Genomic DNA, 18,579 nt, shown 5'->3' with positions numbered 1-18,579 from the left:
CCGGTGTCCGGCCGCACAACGAATGCGGCTGGATTCCCTGTGCGAAGGCTTTGCCGATGACCACCATGCTCTCCAGCGACCTGCCGCTTGCCAAGATCGGACGCGGCAAGGTGCGCGATATCTACGCTGTCGACGACGACCGCCTGCTGCTCGTCACCACCGACCGCATCAGCGCCTTCGACGTGGTGATGGGCGAGACCATCCCGATGAAGGGCGCAGTGCTGACGCAGATCAGCGCGTGGTGGTTCAATGAGCTCGAAGGCGTGGTGCCGCATCACATGATCAGCGCCGACACCGACGCGATCGTCGCGGCCGTGCCGGCGTTGAAACCGCACCGCGCCGAGATCCTCGGCCGCGCCATGCTGTGCAAGCGCACCACCGTGTTTCCGATCGAATGCGTGATCCGCGGCTATCTCTCAGGCTCCGCCTGGAAGGAATATACCGCGAGCGGCACGCTGGCCGGCGAGAAGCTGAAGGCCGGCCTCGTCGAGAGCGAGAAGCTGGAGCCGGCGATCTTCAGCCCGGCGACCAAGGCCGAGAGCGGCCATGACGAGAACATCACTATCGCCAAGATGCGCACCGTGGTCGGCGACGAGGTCGCTTACACGCTGGAGAGCATGACGCGCGCGATCTACACGCTCGGGGAGGAGCTCGCCCGCGAGCAGGGCATCATCATCGCCGACACCAAGTTCGAGTTCGGCCGCGACAAGAACGGCCGCATCATCTTGATCGACGAAGTCATGACGCCGGACTCGTCGCGCTTCTGGGCGGTGGACGCCTACAAGCCGGGTCAGCCGCAGGCGAGCTTCGACAAGCAGCCCTTGCGCGACTATCTCGACGTCGAACGCCGCGCCGGCCGCTGGAACGGCGACGCCCCGCCGCCGCCGCTGCCGGCCAGCGTGGTGGACGCGACCAGCAAGCGGTACCTGGAAGCGTATCGGCGCGTGACGGGGACAGAGCTGAAGATTTAGGCCCGGCTGTTACCGCAGCTCCGTCATTGCGAGCGCAGCGAAGCAATCCAAAGTCTTCCGTGGAGGGATTCTGGATTGCTTCGCTCCGCTCGCAATGACGTGGAGAGGCCGGGAGCCCCTCTCCACCATTTCTGCCTGCCTCGCGTTCGCGAAGAGGACGGCGGCTCTCACACCCCCGCCATCATCACGTATTTGATCTCGACATATTCTTCCATGCCGTGACGCGAGCCTTCGCGGCCCAGGCCGCTTTCCTTGACGCCGCCGAAGGGCGCGACCTCGGTGGTGATGAGGCCGGTGTTGACGCCGACCATGCCCGATTCCAGCGCCTCGGCGACACGCCAGACCCGGCCGATATCGCGGGAGTAGAAGTACGAGGCGAGGCCGAAGGGCGAGGCGTTGCACATCGCGATGACGTCCGCCTCGTCCTTGAAGCGGATCACGGGTGCGAGGGGGCCGAAGGTCTCCTCCTGCGACACCAGCGAGTCAGGCTTGACGTCGGCCAGCACCGTCGGCTCGAAGAAGGAGCGGCCGAGCTCGCTGCGCTTGCCGCCGGTGACGACCTTGGCGCCGCGCTTGACGGCATCGGCAATGTGGCGCTCGACCTTGTCGACCGCCTTCATGTTGATCAGGGGCCCCTGCGTCACTCCGCTCTCGGTGCCGTCGCCGATCTTCATCGCGGCGACCTTCTTCGACAGCTTCTGCACGAACTCGTCGTAGATCTTGTCCTGGGCGTAGATGCGGTTGGCGCAGACGCAGGTCTGGCCCATGTTGCGGTATTTCGAGACGATGGCGCCTTCGACCGCGGCGTCGATGTCGGCGTCGTCGAACACCACGAACGGCGCGTTACCGCCGAGCTCGAGGCCGAGCCGCTTCACGCCGACCGAGGCCTGCTGGTAGAGGATCTTGCCGACGGCGGTCGAGCCGGTGAAGCCGACGAAACGCACGGCCGGATGCTCGCACAGCACCTTGCCGATCGGCGGCGCATCGCCCGTGATGATGTTGAGCACGCCCTTGGGGACGCCGGCCCGCTCGGCGAGCACGGCCAGCGCCAGCGCCGACAGCGGCGTCTCGTTGGCGGGTTTGAGCACCACCGTGCAGCCGGCCGCCAGCGCCGGCGACACTTTGCGCGTGATCATCGAGTTCGGGAAATTCCACGGCGTGATCGCACCGCAGACGCCGATCGGCTGCTTGATGGCGAGCAGGCGCGCATCGGCGCGCTGGGTCGGGATGGTCTCGCCATAGACGCGCCTCGCTTCCTCGGCGAAGAACTCGATATAGGCCGCGCCGATATCGACCTCGCCGAGCGCCTCGGTGAGCGGCTTGCCCTGCTCGGAGGTGAGGATCAGCGCGAGGTCCTCGCGATTGGCCGTGATCAGCTCGAACCATTTACGCAGGATGTTGGAGCGCTGCTTGGCGGTGTGCTTTGCCCAGGCCGGAAAGGCGCGCTCGGCGGCTTCAACCGCCCGGGTGGTGTCGTCGGCACCAAGCTGCGGCACCTTTGCGAGCTCGACGCCGGTGGCGGGATTGTTGACGGCGAAGACCGGCGTGCCGACCCAGGCGCCGTCGATGTAGCAGGCCTCCTTCAGCAGCGAGGGGTCCTTCAACCGGTCGCGCAGAGTGGCGGTGGCTTGCGGGGCGCGTGCGGCGGCGGTCGGTGTCATGGCGTTTCTCCCTGGGCGATCGGATCGGCCCGGAATATAGGAGCAAGCGATGCGCAATGCACCGCCCGGCAACGCACATCTGCTGGGAGTTAAGCTGAGGGCCGCTGGTCCTTCACCTCTCCCCGGCGGGGAGAGGTGAAGCACCACCGCCGCGGAAGGATCAGGCCGCGCCGCTCATATAGGTCTCGCGGCGTCCGATCATGCGTTCGGCCGCGGCCTTGGCGTCCGCCTTCGTGGAGGTCGCGCAGGTCCGGTATTCCAGATCGGGAACGTGGGAGGTGTCGCGACGGCCGAACCACGACTTCGAGCCGACCGGCAGCAGCGCCAGCGCCTGCGCCAGATTGTCGACGGCGCCGAAGGAATAGAGCGCGCCGGTGCCGGCGATGCGGACCTCGTAAATGCCGGGCGAAATCGGCGCCTCCAGATTCTCGCCCCGTCCGGCACGGGGATAGCGTTTCCATTCGCTCCAGGTCGAAATCATCTGAGGTCCCCCTCGCCGCCCATCCACGGCCGGCACATTTGCATCAAGTCTTAACGGCTCGTCGATCGGGCCGGGTGCTGAACGCGGCAGCTCACGAAATGTTTCAGGGGTTCGAAAACCACGAAGCATATCGCGAGAAACCCATCCAAGGTGAGGCGAGACACGTCGATCCACCGCAGATTGTAAAAGAGCGTACGCGCTCAGCCTCGTTGTCGTCCTGCGTTGGATCAAGACCGTCAAGTCACGACATCGCGACCGGTGCAGGTACATAGATGGCGCTTGCCGCGCCGGAGATCCGGGAAGACAATCGATCACTTCCAACAATAATCAAACCCGAGGAAACGCCATGCAAAGCCAAGCCCAGATCGATGAGATTCTGCGTCAGAAGAGCGAGACCAAGGAGATTCCGGGCGTCGTCGCCATCGCGGCCAGCGGTCAAGACGTGCTGTATCAGGGTGCGTTCGGCAAGCGCGATCTGTCCAAGCCCGATCCGATGACCGCCGACAGCGTGTTCTGGATCGCATCGATGACGAAGGCGGTGACCACAGCGGGCGCCATGCAGCTGGTCGAGCAGGGCAGGCTGTCGCTGGATGCGCCGATCGGCAATGTTTTGCCGGAGCTCGCCAATCCGCAGGTGCTCGAAGGTTTTGACGCCAATGGCGAGGCGAAGCTGCGCCCGGCCAAGGGGCCGATCACGCTGCGCCAGCTCATGACCCACACCGCCGGCTTCTGCTACAACATGTGGAACGGCGATCTCGCGGTCTATCTGGACAAGAACGGCATTCCCGCCATCACCACCTGCCAGAACGCGGCATTGAAGACGCCGATCATGTCCGACCCCGGCACGCGCTGGGAGTACGGCACCAACATCGATTTCGTCGGCAAGGCCGTGGAGGCCGCCAGCGGCAAGCGGCTCGACGCGTACCTGCGCGACAATCTGTTCGCGCCGCTCGGCATGCGCGACACCGCTTTCAAGATCACCGACGACATGCGCAAGCGCCTGGTCGGCATGCATGCGCGCGGCGAGGACGGCCAGCTCGCAGCGATCCCGTTCGAGCTGGAGCAGGAGCCGGAATTCCACATGGGCGGCGGCGGCCTCTACTCGACCGCGTCCGACTACATCAAGTTCACCCAGATGATCCTCAACAAGGGCCGCGGCAACGGCAACCAGGTGCTGAAAGCCGAGACGGTCGCCATGATGAGCCAGAACCAGATGGGCGATCTCAACATGACCAAGATGACGACGGCGGCGCCGATGTACACCAACGACGTCGATCTCTATCCGGAGCAGGTGAAGAAGTGGGGCCTCAGCTTCATGATCAACACCGCCAAGACCGCCGAGGGCCGCAGCGCCGGCAGCCTCGCCTGGGCGGGCCTCGCCAACACCTATTACTGGATCGACCCGGCGCGAGACGTCACCGGCGTCATCCTGATGCAGCTGCTGCCGTTCGCGGACGCGAAATGCCTGGAGGCGTTCGCAGGCTTTGAGCGCGGCGTTTATGCCGGGCTCGATGCTGCCGGAAGCGGACAGAAGGCGGCGTAAGGGGCTGAGTGCTCTCGCCACGCGGCATGGCCGGGCTCGGCCTGGCCATGCCGACCGAAGAGGATCAAGCTGCTCATTCCATGACGAAAGGATTTTGACGTGTCGGACAGGGCGGACAGCTACGTTTGCGGCATCTCGGACGCGCCGCTGCTCGGCGACACGATCGGCCGGAGTCTCGACCATGCCGCGCGGCGCTGGGGCGACCGCGAGGCGCTGGTCTCGCCCAGCCACGGCGTGCGATGGACCTGGTCGGAATTCGCCGAACGGGTTGATGCGCTCGCGGCCGGCTTTCTTGCGCTCGGGCTCGAGCGGGGCCAGCGGATCGGCATCTGGTCGCTGAACCGGCCGGAATGGACGCTGACCCAGTTCGCCGCCGCCAAGGCCGGCCTGATCCTGGTGACGATCAATCCTGCCTATCGCCTGAGCGAGCTGGAATTTGCCCTCCGCAAGGTCGGCTGCGCGGCGATCGTCACCGCGACGGCGTTCAAGACCAGCAATTACATGGAGATGCTCAACACGCTGTTGCCGGAGCTGTCATCCGCCAAGCCCGGACAGCTGCATGCGGCACGGCTGCCGGCCCTCCGCAATGTCATCCAGATCGGCGGCCCGGCCGCACCCGGCACGATTGCCTTCGACGAGGTCGCGCGCATGGGCGGCGACCGACACCGTCAGCAATTGGCCGCGCTCGGCCAGGAACTGCAGTTCGACGATCCCGTCAACATCCAGTTCACCAGCGGCACGACCGGATCACCCAAGGGCGTGACGCTGACCCACCACAACATCCTCAACAACGGCTATTTCGTCGGCCGCGCAATGCGCCTTACCGAGCAGGACCGCATCTGCATTCCGGTGCCGCTCTATCATTGTTTCGGCATGGTGATGGGCAACCTCGCCTCTGTGACGCTCGGCGCTGCAATGGTCTATCCCGGCGAGGGTTTTGACCCGCTCACGACGCTGCGCACGATCGAACAGGAGAGCTGCACCGCGCTCTACGGCGTGCCGACCATGTTCATCGCCGAACTCGATCACCCCGAATTCTCCAGCTTCGACCTGACATCGCTGCGGACCGGCATCATGGCCGGCGCGCCCTGCCCGATCGAGGTGATGAAGCGCGTCAACACCGAGATGAACATGCGTGAGGTCACCATCGCCTACGGCATGACCGAGACCAGCCCCGTCAGCTTCCAGAGCGCGGTGGACGATCCGCTGGAGCGCCGCGTCTCCACCGTCGGGCGAATCCATCCGCATGTCGAGGTCAAGGTCGTCGATCTCGAGGGCAGGATCGTCAAACGCGGCGAACGCGGCGAGCTGTGCACCCGCGGCTACAGCATCATGCTGGGCTATTGGGACGAGAAGGAGAAGACCGCCGACGTGCTCGACGCGAACGGCTGGATGCACACCGGCGATCTCGCCACCATCGACGACGAGGGCTATTGCAACATCGTCGGCCGCATCAAGGACATGGTGATCCGCGGCGGCGAAAACCTCTATCCGCGCGAGATCGAGGAGTTTCTGTATCGTCACCCCAAGATCCAGGACGTGCAGATCTTTGGCGTCGCCGATACCCGCTACGGCGAAGAGCTCTGCGCCTGGATACGCGTCAGAACGGGCGAGCAACTGACGGCTGAGGAAGTACGCGCCTTCTGCGAAGGCCAGATCGCCCACAACAAGATTCCGCGCTACGTCGAGTTCGTCGACGAGTTTCCGATGACCGTAACCGGAAAGATCCAGAAATTCCTGATGCGCGAGGCAGTCGAGCAGCGGCTGGGATTGAAGGCGGCGAAGACGGCCTGAGTTGTCGAACACTCGCGCAACACTGACGGTGTCATTCCCCGCGGAAGCGGGGAATCCAGTACGCCGCGGCTTTTTCGTAACCCGCTGATGCTTCCGGAATACTGGATCGCCCGCCTTCGCGGGCGATGACACCGGAGAATGAGGATCGCAATGACGGAGTGAGAGCGGGACCTTAACCTGTCAACCCGCGCTGCTCGGCCAGCTCCTTCAGCGACACCAGCGGGCGGGCGCCGATGTGCTGGATGACTTCGGCGGCGGCGAGCGCGCCGAGCTCGCCGCACTGCTTGTAGCCGAAGTTGCGCGCGAGGCCGTAGAGGAAGCCGGCGGCGAAGAGATCGCCGGCACCGGTGGTGTCGACCACCTTCTCGACCGGGAAGGCCGGCGCGGCGACCGCGTCTTCCGACGACACCACCATGCAGCCCTTCTCGCTGCGGGTCACTACACCGAGTTTGACGTCGTTGCGCAGCTGCTTCAGCGCGGTGTCGAAATCCGAGGTCATGTAGAGCGAGTGCAGTTCGGACTCGTTGGCGAACACGATGTCGACGGTGCCGCTCCGCATCAGCGAGAGAAACTCGTCGCGATAGCGATCAACGCAGAAGGAATCCGACAGCGTCAGCGCCACCTTGCGCTTGGCGTCATGGGCGATCTTGGCCGCCTTGACGAAGGCCTCCTTGGCGTTCTTGGGGTCCCAGAGATAGCCCTCGAGGTAGACGATGCCCGCGCCCGCAATCTCGGCCGGATCGATGTCGGCGGGCGACAGGTCCTGCGCCGCGCCGAGATAGGTGTTCATGGTGCGCTCGCCGTCGCCGGTGACCAGGATGTAGGAGCAGCCGGTGGCGGGGCCGTCCTTGGCAGCGGGCGTGTTGAAGGCGACGCCGGCGGCGCGAATGTCGTGCACGTAGAGCTTGCCGATCTGGTCGTCCTTGACCTTGCCGACATAGGCGGCGCGCGCCCCCAGGCTGCCGATACCGACGATGGTGTTGGCGGCCGAACCGCCCGAGACCTCGGTCGCCGGACCCATGTCCTTGTAGATGGCCGCCGCGCGCGCCTCGTCGATCAGCGACATGCTGCCCTTCGCCATGCCATGCTTGGCCAGAAAGGCCTCGTCGGTCCGAACCAGCACGTCGAACAGCGCGTTGCCGATGCCGAGAACGTCATATTTCACGTCAGCCATTCACCTTGATCCTGTTTGCCGGATTGCGATCTAACCGGAAATCCGCTTCCTGTCGGCCTGAAATCCAAGCTCGCGGCCTATCACGACCGGGCCTTGGCGGGCAAGCAACGGTATTTTCGAGAGCATGATCCGCTCCTTCCTGACCGTCTCGACGGGAACGCTGGCCTCGCGCCTGCTGGGTTTCGCCCGCGATTCCCTCATTGCGGCGCTGCTCGGCACTGGCGCGGTGGCGGACGCGTTTCTGGCGGCGTTCCAGCTCGTCAACGTGGTGCGGCGGCTGCTCAGCGAGGGCGCGCTGAACGCGGCGCTGATCCCAGCCTGGCTGCGGGTGCGGGACCGCGACGGGGTGGCGGAAGCCGCGGCGTTCGCCGGGCGCGTGCTCGGCACGGTCAGCGCGGCCCTGATCGCGAGCTCGATCCTGATCGCCTTGTTGATGCCGCTGATCATGACGGTCATCGCGCCGGGATTCCTCGGCAGTGGCACGCTCGATCTCGCGGTTCAGAACGCGCGGCTGATGCTGCCTTACCTCGCCTTCGCCGGTCCCGTCACCGTGCTGATGGGGCTTCTCAATGCGCAGGGGCGCTTCGCGCTGACGGCGTTCTCGCCACTGCTGTTCAACATTGCGCTGATCGCGGCGATCGTGATGCTGCTGGTCTGGCATGCAGACGCCGGCTTCGCCGCGTGGATCCTGGCGGCGACGGTCGGCCTGGCCGGCCTGCTGCAATTGCTGATGCTGCTGTCGCGGCGAAGCGCGCGCCTGGCGACACCGCTGCGCGCCAGTTTCGACAAGGAGATGCGCGGCTTCTTCGCCAAGGCGATCCCCGGCATGATCGCAAGCTCGGGGCCGCAATGGCTGATGGTGGCGGGTGCGATCATCGCGTCCGCAACGCCGTCCGCCGTGTCCTGGCTCTATTTCGCCAACCGCTTGATCGAGCTGCCGCTCGGCATCGTCGGCGTCGCCATGGGCACCGTGCTGGTGCCGGAGCTGACGCGCGCCGTCGCTAGCTCCGATCGCGACGCGGTGGCGCATGCCGAATCCCGCGCGCTCGAGCTTGCCGCCGGGCTGGCGCTGCCGGCCACCCTCGGCCTGATCGTGCTGGCCGAACCGATCGTGCGGCTGTTGTTCGAGCATGGCGCGTTCGGTGCGGAGGACAGCGCGGCCACCGCGCGCTCGCTGATGTGGCTGGCGCTGGGCCTGCCGGCTCATGTGCTGATCAAGGCGCTGTCGCCGGCGTTCTATGCCCGCAGCGACACGGTGACGCCGCTGCTCGCGACCGCCAAGGGCTTCGTGGTGACGGTCGTGCTCGCGATTCTGCTCGGCCATCTCCTTGGCGCGAGCGGTATCGCGGCTGGTATCGCGGCCGGCGCCTGGAGCAGCGCGCTCTCCTTGATCCGGAAGGGCACGGCCGCGTTCGGCTTCTCGATCGATGCGAGTGCCCGCACGCGATTGCCGCGGATCGTGCTGGCCGCGATCGCCATGGGCGCCCTGCTCTGGCTGACAACGGGTCTGGTGCCTGCCGGCGCCCATGGGCTCATCCACTTCATTGCGCTGGGTGTACAGATCGTGGCCGGGATCGCCGTCTACGGCTTGCTGCTGCAAACCGTCGGCGCCGCCTCCTGGCGTGAGGCGGTTAACGCGTTGAAACGGCCCGGCTAAACCGCGAGCCCGGCGAAAGACCCTTGACGGGGCAGCGCCGCTGTTGGAAACGACGGCCGAATACCTATGGGAAGGCTGACCATGCCATTCGTTGAACGGGTCTTTTCGGGCGTCCAGCCGACGGGCAATCTCCACCTCGGCAATTACCTCGGCGCCATCGTCAACTTCGTGAAGATGCAGGAAACCCACAATTGCATCTATTGCGTCGTCGACATGCACGCGATCACGCAAGGGGTGGACGTCTGGGGCGGGCCGGTCGAGCTCGCGCGCAACACCCGGGAGGTGACCGCCGCGTTCATCGCGGCCGGCATCGACCCGAAGAAGCACATCGTGTTCAACCAGAGCCAGGTCTCCGGCCATGCCGAGCTCGCCTGGATCTTCAACTGCGTTGCGCGCATGGGCTGGCTCGGCCGCATGACCCAGTTCAAGGAGAAGGCCGGCAAGGACCGCGAGAACGCCTCGGTCGGTCTATTCGACTATCCCGTGCTGATGGCCGCCGACATTCTGCTCTACCGCGCCACCCACGTTCCCGTGGGCGAGGACCAGAAGCAGCATCTCGAGCTTTCGCGCGACATCGCGCAGAAGTTCAACAACGACTTCGGCGACTCGATCCGCGCGCAGGGCGTCAATGACGGGCTGTTCTTCCCGCTGCCGGAACCCTTGATTACGGGTCCGGCGACGCGCGTGATGAGCCTGCGCGACGGCACCAAGAAGATGTCGAAGTCGGACGCCTCCGACAATTCGCGCATCAACCTCACCGACGATGCCGACACCATCGCGCAGAAGATCCGCAAGGCGAAGACCGATCCGGAGCCGCTGCCGACGGAAGAGAAAGGCCTGGAAGCGCGGCCCGAGGCCGACAATCTCGTCGGCATCTTCGCCGCGCTGTCCGGCCGCTCCAAGGCGGACGTGCTGCGCGAATTCGGCAACGGCCAGTTCTCCAGCTTCAAGAACGCGCTGGCAGAGCTGTGCGTGACAAAGCTCGCGCCGATCGCCGGCGAGATGAAGCGCCTCGTCGCCGACCCCGGCCATATCGACGCGATCCTGAACGAGGGATCCGATCGGGCGCGCGCGATCGCCGACGAGACCATGAAGCTCTCCAAGGACATCGTTGGCTTCATCCGCCGGCGCTAGGGCGCGCTTCACGATACCGGCTGGCGCCACGGCGCCGGCCGCTTCGCCCCTCCCAAACATCGCGGGAGTGTGGCAGCATGCTCCCCGTGCACAATCCGGGACATGCATGACCAGCAAGCGACTTTGCTACGAGCCGGGTCACAAGCCCAAATGCCTCGTCATCGTCGACGACAGCGCCGAATGGGATCGCGCCGTCTATTACGCAAGCCGCTGGGCGATCCGCGCCGGCGGCGGCGTGGTGATGCTGCGCATCATCGAGCCGGAGCAGCAGAGCCAGGAATGGTTGGGGGTGGCCGACATCATGCGCGCCGAAGCGCAGGAAGCCGCCGAGGCCGCACTCGACCGCGCCGCCGGGCGCGCCAACGGCATCGCTGCGATCACGCCGGAGCGGGTGATCCGCGAGGGCAGCGCGATGGAACAGCTGCTCGCAGTGATCGACGAGGACCCCGATATCGCCATGCTGGTGCTCGCCGCCAATCCTGGCGCGGAGGGGCCCGGACCCCTGGTCTCGCTGCTCGCAAATGCGCTCGGCACCTTCCCGGTGCCGGTGACGATTATCTCGGGCGCGCTGAGCGACGAAAGCGTGGATTCGCTGTCGTAGACGGCTCTGCCGGTGGGTTACTCGTCATGCCCGGGCTTGTCCCGGGCATCCACGTTCTTGGCACGACGAAGCAAAGCGTGGATGGCCGGGACAAGCCCGGCCATGACGACGAGAGAAGATTGCGTACCTTAACCCACTGAAATTGCACCGAAACGTCCAGCCTTCCCCTTGACCGTGCGTTCGCCGTCGCCATCTGCTAGGGGATAGAGCACGCGCCGGCCTTGAACCGGCGACGTCTGGAGAAAACCATGTTCATTCAAACCGAAGCAACCCCCAATCCCGCCACGCTGAAGTTCATTCCCGGCCGCGTCGTGGTCGACGGCAGCCCGATGGAATTTTCGAGCCGCGAATCGGCGGCGCGTTCGCCGCTCGCCGAAAAGCTGTTCGAGGTGCCCGGCGTCACCGGCGTGTTCTACGGATCGGACTTCATCACCGTGACGAAGGCGAGCGGTGAGTGGCAGCAGCTCAAGCCCGCGATTCTGGGGGCCATCATGGAGCACTACATGTCCGGCGCGCCGCTGCTCGCCGACGGCGAAGCGCACAGCGATGCCGATCTCGACGACGAGGACGAGTTCTTCGATGAAGCCGACGCCGAGACCGTCGACATGATCAAGGACCTGATCGAGACCCGGGTGCGGCCGGCCGTCGCCAATGACGGCGGCGACATCACCTTCCGCGGCTTCAAGGACGGTATCGTCTATCTCAACATGAAGGGCGCCTGCTCCGGCTGCCCGTCATCGACGGCGACGCTCCAGCACGGCATCCAGAACCTGCTCAAGCACTTCGTGCCTGACGTGGTCGAAGTCCGGCCTATGTAAGCCCCTTACGCCGCCTTCTGCTTGGCGGTGATCAGCTTGCGGTTGATCAAGACTTCCGCGATCTGAATCGCATTGAGGGCGGCGCCTTTACGCAGATTGTCCGACACGCACCAGAGCACGAGGCCGTTCTCCACCGTCGCGTCCTCGCGGATGCGGCTGATGTAAGTCGCGTCCTCGCCGGCCGCTTCATAGGGCGTGGCGTAGCCGCCGGGCTCCTGCTTGTCGATGACGAGGCAGCCCGGCGCCTTGCGCAGGATCTCGCGGGCTTCATCGGCGGTGATCGGATTCTCGAACTCGATGTTGACGGCCTCGGAATGGCCGACGAACACGGGCACGCGCACGCAGGTGGCGGACAGCTTGATCTTGGGATCCAGGATCTTCTTGGTCTCCGCCATCATCTTCCACTCTTCCTTGGTGTAGCCGTCCTCCATGAAGACGTCGATGTGGGGGATGACGTTGAAGGCGATGCGCTTGGGGAATTTCTTCGCGACCAGCTCGTCGTTGGTGTAGACGGCCTTGGTCTGCGAGAACAATTCGTCCATCGCGTCCTTGCCGGCGCCCGACACCGACTGATAGGTCGAGACCACGACGCGCTTGATCGTCGCCTTCTCGTGCAGCGGCTTGAGCGCCACCACGAGCTGTGCGGTCGAGCAGTTCGGGTTGGCGATGATGTTCTTCTTCTTGAAGCCTTCGGTCGCGGCCGCATTCACCTCGGGCACGATCAGCGGCACGTCCGGATCCATGCGCCAGGCCGAGGAATTGTCGATCACCACAGCGCCGGCGGCGCCGATCTTCGGCGACCATTCCTTCGACACCGACCCACCCGCCGACATCAGGCAGATGTCGACGTCGGAGAAGTCGTAGTGCTCGAGCGCTTTGACCTTCAGGGTGCGGTCGCCATAGGAGACTTCGACACCGACGCTGCGGCGCGACGCCAGGGCCACGACCTCGTCCGCGGGGAATTTGCGCTCATCCAGGATGTTGAGCATTTCCCGACCGACATTGCCGGTCGCGCCGACGACTGCGACTTTGTAACCCATCGTTCACTCTCCGATGAAAAAGCACGTTCCCGAAGCTGACGCTTAAACAGGAAGAGCAGCGCTTCTATGCGAGAACCGGCCTCAAGACAACGTTAAGACCATGCCTTAGGGACGTGGATGCAGTCGCCTGAGGCCAGCACGGCCGTTAGCCCTACCCAGATCCAGCTGACGCTCTTGGCCGTCGCCGACGAGATCGTCGGCACGCTGGCGCATCTGGTCGCCTATGTAGGGGCGCTCGCCCTGTTTGCCATCCTCGCCCTCGCAGGACTGGGACAGCTGCCCGACCTGCGTGGCGATGGTCCGAGGGACAGACCGGACTGGAGCATCGCCCACCGCTCGCATCCGGCCTTCGCCGTCAGCCGGATCGATTCATCAGAAAAAACAGCGTCTTACATCATCTTTCGGCATCCCGAAGGCGGCCGCAGGGACGTGCTGCGCTGGACCGATATGGCGGACAAGCCGGTGGCCGAGCTCGAAATCTACCGCCAAGGCGCCGAATTCGACGTGACACGGCCGGCGGCCGCGGGCTTGGCCGCTCGGATGGGTTTGAGTGCAGATGCCCCGCTCGAGCAGGCTGGCCTGATCGACAGCAAATTCGGCCCCGTCGCCCTGTTCCGGCCGGTCGGCGCGACAGAGGGGACGCGGGCCTGCCTCGGCTATCTCAAGCGCTACGAGGAGCCTGCCTTGCAAATCTCCGGCTTCTCTTGCCAGGGCGACAGCTTGCCCGCCCGGCGCGCGGCGATCGCCTGCACGCTGAACCGGCTGACGCTGCTGGCCTCGGGCAACGAGCCGAGGCTGGCGGAATTGTTCGCCCATGCCGAGCTCAGGCGCCGCGGCTGTGACCCCCAGGGCTCGCCGGACTGGCTGCTGGGCGCAGCGAACGCGCAATTGCGCGGAGCGCTTTGACTTGCATCAAGGATTCTGCATCAAGCTCAAGTGGCTGGTTTGCATGCAACTTTTGCCGGCGCGCACGATTATTCCGAGCTGGTGTGACCCAATTGACCTAGTTGCGTCCGCCCCGGCCGGGCTAGTATGGGGTGAAATCGACTGGCGGCCTGCCGCCTGAAGGGGACGTGATGAGCTTGAAATTTTCTGCCGCGAACAAACTGGCGACATTGCTTGCGGCGGGCGCCGCAATTGCCGTTGCGTTCGCGACCCCGACTTCCGCCGACACCAGGACCAAGCAGCGCTATGACGACCGCGGCCGGCCCTATTACGGCCCTGGTGGACCCAACACGGTCTACCAGCAGGGCCGCACGCGCCTCTATGTGAGCAAGCGCTCCTGGCTGGACGGCGGCACAGAGGTCAATCCGGGCGACCGCAAGTTCACCGACTATGCCTTCCCCCCGGCCGTGGGCTATCCGTCCTTCGCCCGCGAGAACCTCAACCGGCCGATCGACCGCCAGCCGCTCTCCCCGCCGCAGGATGTCGGCGGCTATCCGCAGAACTTCCCGCTGTACTGAGGCGGACAGCGATCCGAAGCAAAATGGCCGGGCTCACGCCCGGCCATTTTTGTTTTTCGCGAGATGCGTGCGCCTCACGCGTTGGCTGCCGGATCGTAGCGCCGGCAAAATTCTTCGATGGCCTCGGAGCGGAAATCACTGAGGCGCTCGAAGATCAGCGCATCCGGCCAATCCCACCAGGCGATGCGGCGCAGGCTTGCGGAAACGGTATCGTCAAAGCGCTTGCGGATGGGACGGGCGGGAACGCCACCGACGATGGTGTACGGCTCGACATCGCGGCTGACGACGGCGCCTGCGGCGATCACTGCGCCATCGCCGACGCTCACGCCCGGCAGCAGGATGGCGGCGTGGCCGATCCAGACGTCGTTGCCGACGATCACCCGGTCGCCGCGCCTACCTGCGAAGAAGTCGCGGTCGCGCGTCGCGCCCGCCTCGTAATATTCGGGGACGTAGGTGAAGCGGTGCTGCGAGGGACGGCCCATCGGGTGGTTTGGCGCACCGATCCGCACCGAGTTGGCGATCGCCGTGAACTTGCCGATCACGGCGTCGGCGACGTCGCAATTCTCGCCGAGATAGGAGTAGTCGCCGAGCGAAGCATATTCGATGCGCGTGTTCGCGAGCACCTCGCAGCGTCGCCCGATCTGCGCCTCGCGCAGGCGCACCGTCTCATGGATGACGGTTTCCGCGATCTTGGGGCGGGGTGTATCCATGAGGCGGCTCCGATGAAGACGCCGTAGGGTGGGCAAAGGCGCGCTTGCGCCGTGCCCACCATCTCTCGGCAATCGCGATAGAAGCGGTGGGCACGCTTACGCTTTGCCCACCCTACGATGGCGGTGCTTGTGGCTACGCGTGCAGCTTTTGCAATTCCTTCAGGATCGCTTCGCCCATCTGCGTGGTGGAAGCGGCCGTGGTGCCTTCCGACTTGATGTCGGCGGTGCGCAGGCCGCTGGCCAGCACGGCAGCGATTGCCTGGTCGACCTTGTCGGCGAGATCGCCCATGTCGAAGGAATAGCGCAACGCCATGCCGAAGGACGAGATCATCGCGATAGGATTGGCGAGGCCCTTGCCGGCAATATCGGGGGCCGAGCCGTGCACGGGCTCGTACAGCGCCTTGCGCTTCTTGGTCTTGACGTCGACCTCGCCGAGCGAGGCCGAGGGCAACATGCCGAGCGAACCCGTGAGCATCGCCGCGATGTCGGAGAGCATGTCGCCGAACAGATTGTCCGTCACGATGACGTCGAACTGCTTCGGCCATTTCACCAGCATCATGCCGCCGGAATCGGCGAGCTGATGCTCGAGCGTGACATCGGGGTATTCGCGCTTGTGGACCTGAGTCATGACCTCGTTCCAGAGCACGCCCGACTTCATGACGTTGCGCTTCTCCATCGACGTCACCTTGTTCTTGCGCTTCCGGGCAAGCTCGAAGGCGACGCGGCCGATGCGCTCGATCTCATAGGTATCGTAGACCTGGGTATCGATGGCGCGCTTCTGGCCGTTGCCGAGATCGGTGATGGTCTTGGGCTCGCCGAAATAGACGCCGCCGGTGAGCTCACGCACGATGACGATGTCGAGGCCCTCGATCGCCTCGCGCTTCAGGCTGGAAGCATCCGCGAGCGCCGGATAGCACACGGCGGGACGGAGGTTGGCGAACAGCGCGAGATCCTTGCGCAGGCGCAAGAGGCCGGCCTCCGGGCGCACCTCGTAAGGCACGGCATCCCATTTCGGGCCGCCGACCGCGCCGAAGATCACGGCGTCGGCGTCCTTGGCCTTGGCCATGTCGCCTTCGGAGATCGACACCTTGTGCGCATCATAGGCGGAGCCGCCGACGAGGCCGGTGTCGGTCTCGAACTTGGCGATCCCGGCCGAATTGAGCCAGTCGATCAACCGCTTCACCTCGCCCATCACCTCGGGGCCGATACCGTCGCCGGGAAGCAGCAGCAGTTTGTGGGTCGCCATGGTCGTGTCCTTTTCGATCCTCTCTCGTCATTCCGGGACGCGCCTCTTAGCGCGGGCCCGGAATCCATAGCCACCAGCCGGGGTTATGGATTCCGGGCTCGCGCTTCGCGCGCCCCGGAATGACGGCGCCGGAGTGCTAGAGCGGCGTTGCGCGCTTGGCAAGACACCATTGCCGGGGTGCGGCTGTGCAAGGCGGGCGGGGCCTGCCACACTGGGCAGGCCGGAGTACCCCTTGCACGCCCCTGACCGCCTGCCCTACGCGCGTCCCGCGCGGCTGATCCTGACGCTGTCGCTGGCCGCCACTGTCGGACTGGGCATCGGCCGCTTTGCCTATGCGCTGGTGTTGCCTGATATGCGGGAGGACCTCGGCTGGTCATACTCGGCGGCCGGTTTCATGAACACGATCAACGCCGTCGGCTATCTGGTGGGCGCGCTGGTGGCGTCCCGCCTGATCCGGCGCGTCGGCTGGGCCGCCGCGATCCGCGGCGGAACAATTGCCTGCGTCGCAGCGCTCGCCACCTGCGCGCTGACGGGGGATTTCGTCGCGCTGAGCCTGGCGCGCCTGGTGCTGGGCCTGGGCGCGGCGGCCGGCTTCGTCGCCGGCGGCGCACTCGCTGCCACCATCGCCCAGTCGCGGCCCGAACGGGCCAACTTCCTGCTCAGCCTGTTCTATGCCGGACCCGGCATCGGCATTCTGTCCTCGGGGCTGATCGCCCCGTTCACGCTGCAACATTTTGGGCCGGGCTCGTGGTGGATCGTGTGGTGGGCGCTGACGCTGCTGTCGGTCGCGATGACGATCCCGCTGTTCCTGATCCGCATCGAGAGCGGCGCGCGCTTCTCCGAAGGCGGTCATGCCTCGTTCGCGATCCTGCCGGTGCTGATTTATCTGGCCGGTTATTTCCTGTTCGGCGCCGGCTATATCGCCTACATGACCTTCATGATCGCCTATGTGCGCGACGGCGGCGGCGGGGCCGCGGCGCAGGCGGCGTTCTGGGGCCTGATCGGCCTATCCGCGTTCGTGACGCCCTGGGCCTGGCGCGGCGTGCTGGCGCTCGATCGCGGCGGACTTGCCACCGCCATCATCCTCGGCACCAACGCAGCTGGCGCAGCGCTGCCGATGATCGGGCATTCGCCGGCCTGGCTCGCGGTCTCCGCGATCGTGTTCGGCGTCGCCTTCTTCGCCGTGGTCGGCTCGACCACCGCCTTCGTCCGTTTCAACTATCCGCCAGAGGTGTGGCCGACCGCGATCGCGGCGATGACGATCTCGTTCGGCGTCGGCCAGACGCTCGGGCCGATCGTGGTCGGCGCGATTACGGATGCGCTGGGGAGCCTGAGTTACGCGCTGAATGTGTCGGCGGCGCTATTGGCGCTGGGCGCGGTGGCGGCGTTGTGCCAGAGGAAAGTGGGCCCGAAAGGCGAATAGCGAATAGCGAGTGGCGAATTGAGAGCGGGTTGGCTTCATTGCTTCCCTATTCGCCACTCCCGATTCGCTATTCGCCCTCTCAGCTCCCGCTGAACGAATTATATCCCTGGTCTTCCCAATAGCCGCCCTTGTAATCGTTGGTGACTTCCATCGAGACCACGTATTTCGGGTTCTTGAAGCCCAGCTTGGTGGGCACGCGGATCTTCATCGGAAAGCCGTAGGCGCGCGGCAGGATCTCGTTTGCGTATTTGAACGTCATCTGGGTCTGCGGATGCAGCGCACTGCGCATGTCGAGCGGTGAATTGTAGCCGTCCTTGTCGGCGCACTGGAACCAGACATAATTCGCGCGCGTGTCGGCGCCGATCAGCTTGAGGAAATCGCGCAAGGGCGTGCCGGTCCAGCTGCCGATCGCGCTCCAGCCCTCGACGCAGATGTGACGCGTGATCTGCGTGACCTGCGGCAATTGATGGAGTTCATCCAGCGTCCAGGACTTCTTGTTGTCGACGAGGCCGCGCACCTCGAGCTTCCAATCGGCGGCCGAGATATCGGGCGCGTCGTCGAGATCGTAATAGGCGTTGAACGGGAAGGGCTTGGTGATCGCGCTTTCGGGGAAGGTCGGAGCCAGCGCGTCGGGATTGAACATCCAGGCCTGCACGGCATCGTTGAACTTCGAGACCTTCGCCAGCATGGTCTCGGCCGAGGACGAGTCGATGACGTCGCAACCCGTGAGCAGCGTCAGCGCTCCCAGGCTGGCGCCGCCCGCAATGAAGCGGCGGCGCGTGACGTCAGGCATCGTCTTGATGGAATCCTTGATCAGCAGCCGCTTGTCGACGCCGGGAATGAGGAACGGACGCTTCGCCATG

Annotated in this window: 17 protein-coding genes; 10 read left to right on the top strand and 7 right to left on the bottom strand. The window is 65.2% G+C overall.

Features of this window, described 5'->3' with window-relative positions; genetic code table 11:
* Window positions 1-56: 56 nt before the first annotated feature.
* The gene (locus ACM43_RS17280) at window positions 57-971 is read left to right on the top strand and encodes a phosphoribosylaminoimidazolesuccinocarboxamide synthase (RefSeq protein WP_271541571.1); all 915 of its coding nucleotides are present in this window, start codon (window positions 57-59) and stop codon (window positions 969-971) included.
* A 167-nt stretch (window positions 972-1,138) separates the two neighbouring features.
* On the opposite strand, the gene ACM43_RS17275 is transcribed toward ACM43_RS17280, so the two are convergent.
* Window positions 1,139-2,632 (bottom strand): NAD-dependent succinate-semialdehyde dehydrogenase, encoded by a 1,494-nt coding sequence (locus tag ACM43_RS17275; protein WP_271541569.1) that lies wholly within the window; start codon window positions 2,630-2,632, stop codon window positions 1,139-1,141.
* A gap of 160 nt (window positions 2,633-2,792) precedes the next feature.
* On the bottom strand, window positions 2,793-3,113 hold the full coding sequence (locus ACM43_RS17270; protein WP_100236193.1) for a hypothetical protein: 321 nt from the start codon (window positions 3,111-3,113) through the stop codon (window positions 2,793-2,795).
* 346 nt (window positions 3,114-3,459) lie between these two features.
* Between ACM43_RS17270 and ACM43_RS17265 the strand changes: the two genes are divergently transcribed.
* Window positions 3,460-4,656 carry a serine hydrolase domain-containing protein gene (locus ACM43_RS17265; RefSeq protein WP_271541567.1) on the top strand — a complete coding sequence of 399 codons (1,197 nt, stop codon included), beginning with the start codon at window positions 3,460-3,462 and terminating at the stop codon, window positions 4,654-4,656.
* Window positions 4,657-4,755: 99 nt separating this feature from the next.
* Window positions 4,756-6,450, top strand: coding sequence for an AMP-binding protein (locus ACM43_RS17260; protein WP_271541565.1), 1,695 nt, complete (start codon window positions 4,756-4,758; stop codon window positions 6,448-6,450).
* Window positions 6,451-6,622: 172 nt separating this feature from the next.
* On the opposite strand, the gene ACM43_RS17255 is transcribed toward ACM43_RS17260, so the two are convergent.
* Window positions 6,623-7,624 (bottom strand): adenosine kinase, encoded by a 1,002-nt coding sequence (locus ACM43_RS17255; protein WP_271541563.1) that lies wholly within the window; start codon window positions 7,622-7,624, stop codon window positions 6,623-6,625.
* A 124-nt stretch (window positions 7,625-7,748) separates the two neighbouring features.
* On the opposite strand from ACM43_RS17255, the gene murJ reads away from it, so the two are divergent.
* The 4 genes from murJ to ACM43_RS17235 all read left to right on the top strand — a co-directional run bounded on the left by murJ (window position 7,749) and on the right by ACM43_RS17235 (window position 11,834).
* On the top strand, window positions 7,749-9,281 hold the full coding sequence (gene murJ / locus ACM43_RS17250) for a murein biosynthesis integral membrane protein MurJ (RefSeq protein ID WP_271541562.1): 1,533 nt from the start codon (window positions 7,749-7,751) through the stop codon (window positions 9,279-9,281).
* 81 nt (window positions 9,282-9,362) lie between these two features.
* The gene (gene trpS / locus ACM43_RS17245) at window positions 9,363-10,415 is read left to right on the top strand and encodes a tryptophan--tRNA ligase (protein WP_271541560.1); all 1,053 of its coding nucleotides are present in this window, start codon (window positions 9,363-9,365) and stop codon (window positions 10,413-10,415) included.
* A gap of 106 nt (window positions 10,416-10,521) precedes the next feature.
* The gene (locus ACM43_RS17240) at window positions 10,522-11,016 is read left to right on the top strand and encodes a universal stress protein (RefSeq protein ID WP_271541558.1); all 495 of its coding nucleotides are present in this window, start codon (window positions 10,522-10,524) and stop codon (window positions 11,014-11,016) included.
* 248 nt (window positions 11,017-11,264) lie between these two features.
* Window positions 11,265-11,834 carry a NifU family protein gene (locus ACM43_RS17235; RefSeq protein ID WP_271541556.1) on the top strand — a complete coding sequence of 190 codons (570 nt, stop codon included), beginning with the start codon at window positions 11,265-11,267 and terminating at the stop codon, window positions 11,832-11,834.
* A 5-nt stretch (window positions 11,835-11,839) separates the two neighbouring features.
* On the opposite strand, the gene ACM43_RS17230 is transcribed toward ACM43_RS17235, so the two are convergent.
* The gene (locus ACM43_RS17230; protein WP_271541554.1) at window positions 11,840-12,874 is read right to left on the bottom strand and encodes an aspartate-semialdehyde dehydrogenase; all 1,035 of its coding nucleotides are present in this window, start codon (window positions 12,872-12,874) and stop codon (window positions 11,840-11,842) included.
* A gap of 117 nt (window positions 12,875-12,991) precedes the next feature.
* On the opposite strand from ACM43_RS17230, the gene ACM43_RS17225 reads away from it, so the two are divergent.
* Window positions 12,992-13,780, top strand: a complete 789-nt coding sequence (locus ACM43_RS17225; RefSeq protein ID WP_271541552.1) for a hypothetical protein — start codon at window positions 12,992-12,994, stop codon at window positions 13,778-13,780.
* Window positions 13,781-13,950: 170 nt separating this feature from the next.
* Window positions 13,951-14,337, top strand: a complete 387-nt coding sequence (locus tag ACM43_RS17220) for a hypothetical protein (RefSeq protein ID WP_157284925.1) — start codon at window positions 13,951-13,953, stop codon at window positions 14,335-14,337.
* A 74-nt stretch (window positions 14,338-14,411) separates the two neighbouring features.
* Here the strand turns inward: ACM43_RS17220 and ACM43_RS17215 are convergent, their stop codons facing one another.
* Entirely contained in the window at window positions 14,412-15,047 is a 636-nt protein-coding gene (locus ACM43_RS17215) for a DapH/DapD/GlmU-related protein (RefSeq protein WP_271541548.1), read from the bottom strand.
* Window positions 15,048-15,180: 133 nt separating this feature from the next.
* Window positions 15,181-16,293, bottom strand: coding sequence for a 3-isopropylmalate dehydrogenase (leuB, locus tag ACM43_RS17210; RefSeq protein WP_271541546.1), 1,113 nt, complete (start codon window positions 16,291-16,293; stop codon window positions 15,181-15,183).
* Window positions 16,294-16,525: 232 nt separating this feature from the next.
* On the opposite strand from leuB, the gene ACM43_RS17205 reads away from it, so the two are divergent.
* Window positions 16,526-17,716, top strand: a complete 1,191-nt coding sequence (locus ACM43_RS17205; RefSeq protein ID WP_271541544.1) for a YbfB/YjiJ family MFS transporter — start codon at window positions 16,526-16,528, stop codon at window positions 17,714-17,716.
* A 79-nt stretch (window positions 17,717-17,795) separates the two neighbouring features.
* Here ACM43_RS17205 and ACM43_RS17200 read toward each other — a convergent pair whose 3' ends face one another.
* Window positions 17,796-18,578, bottom strand: a complete 783-nt coding sequence (locus tag ACM43_RS17200) for a molybdopterin-binding protein (RefSeq protein ID WP_271541542.1) — start codon at window positions 18,576-18,578, stop codon at window positions 17,796-17,798.
* Window position 18,579 lies beyond the last annotated feature (1 nt).

Origin of the sequence: Bradyrhizobium sp. CCBAU 45321, assembly GCF_028128975.1 — a bacterium.
Taxonomy (GTDB): Bacteria; Pseudomonadota; Alphaproteobacteria; order Rhizobiales; family Xanthobacteraceae; genus Bradyrhizobium; species Bradyrhizobium yuanmingense.
This window is presented reverse-complemented; position numbering and strand designations above follow the sequence as displayed.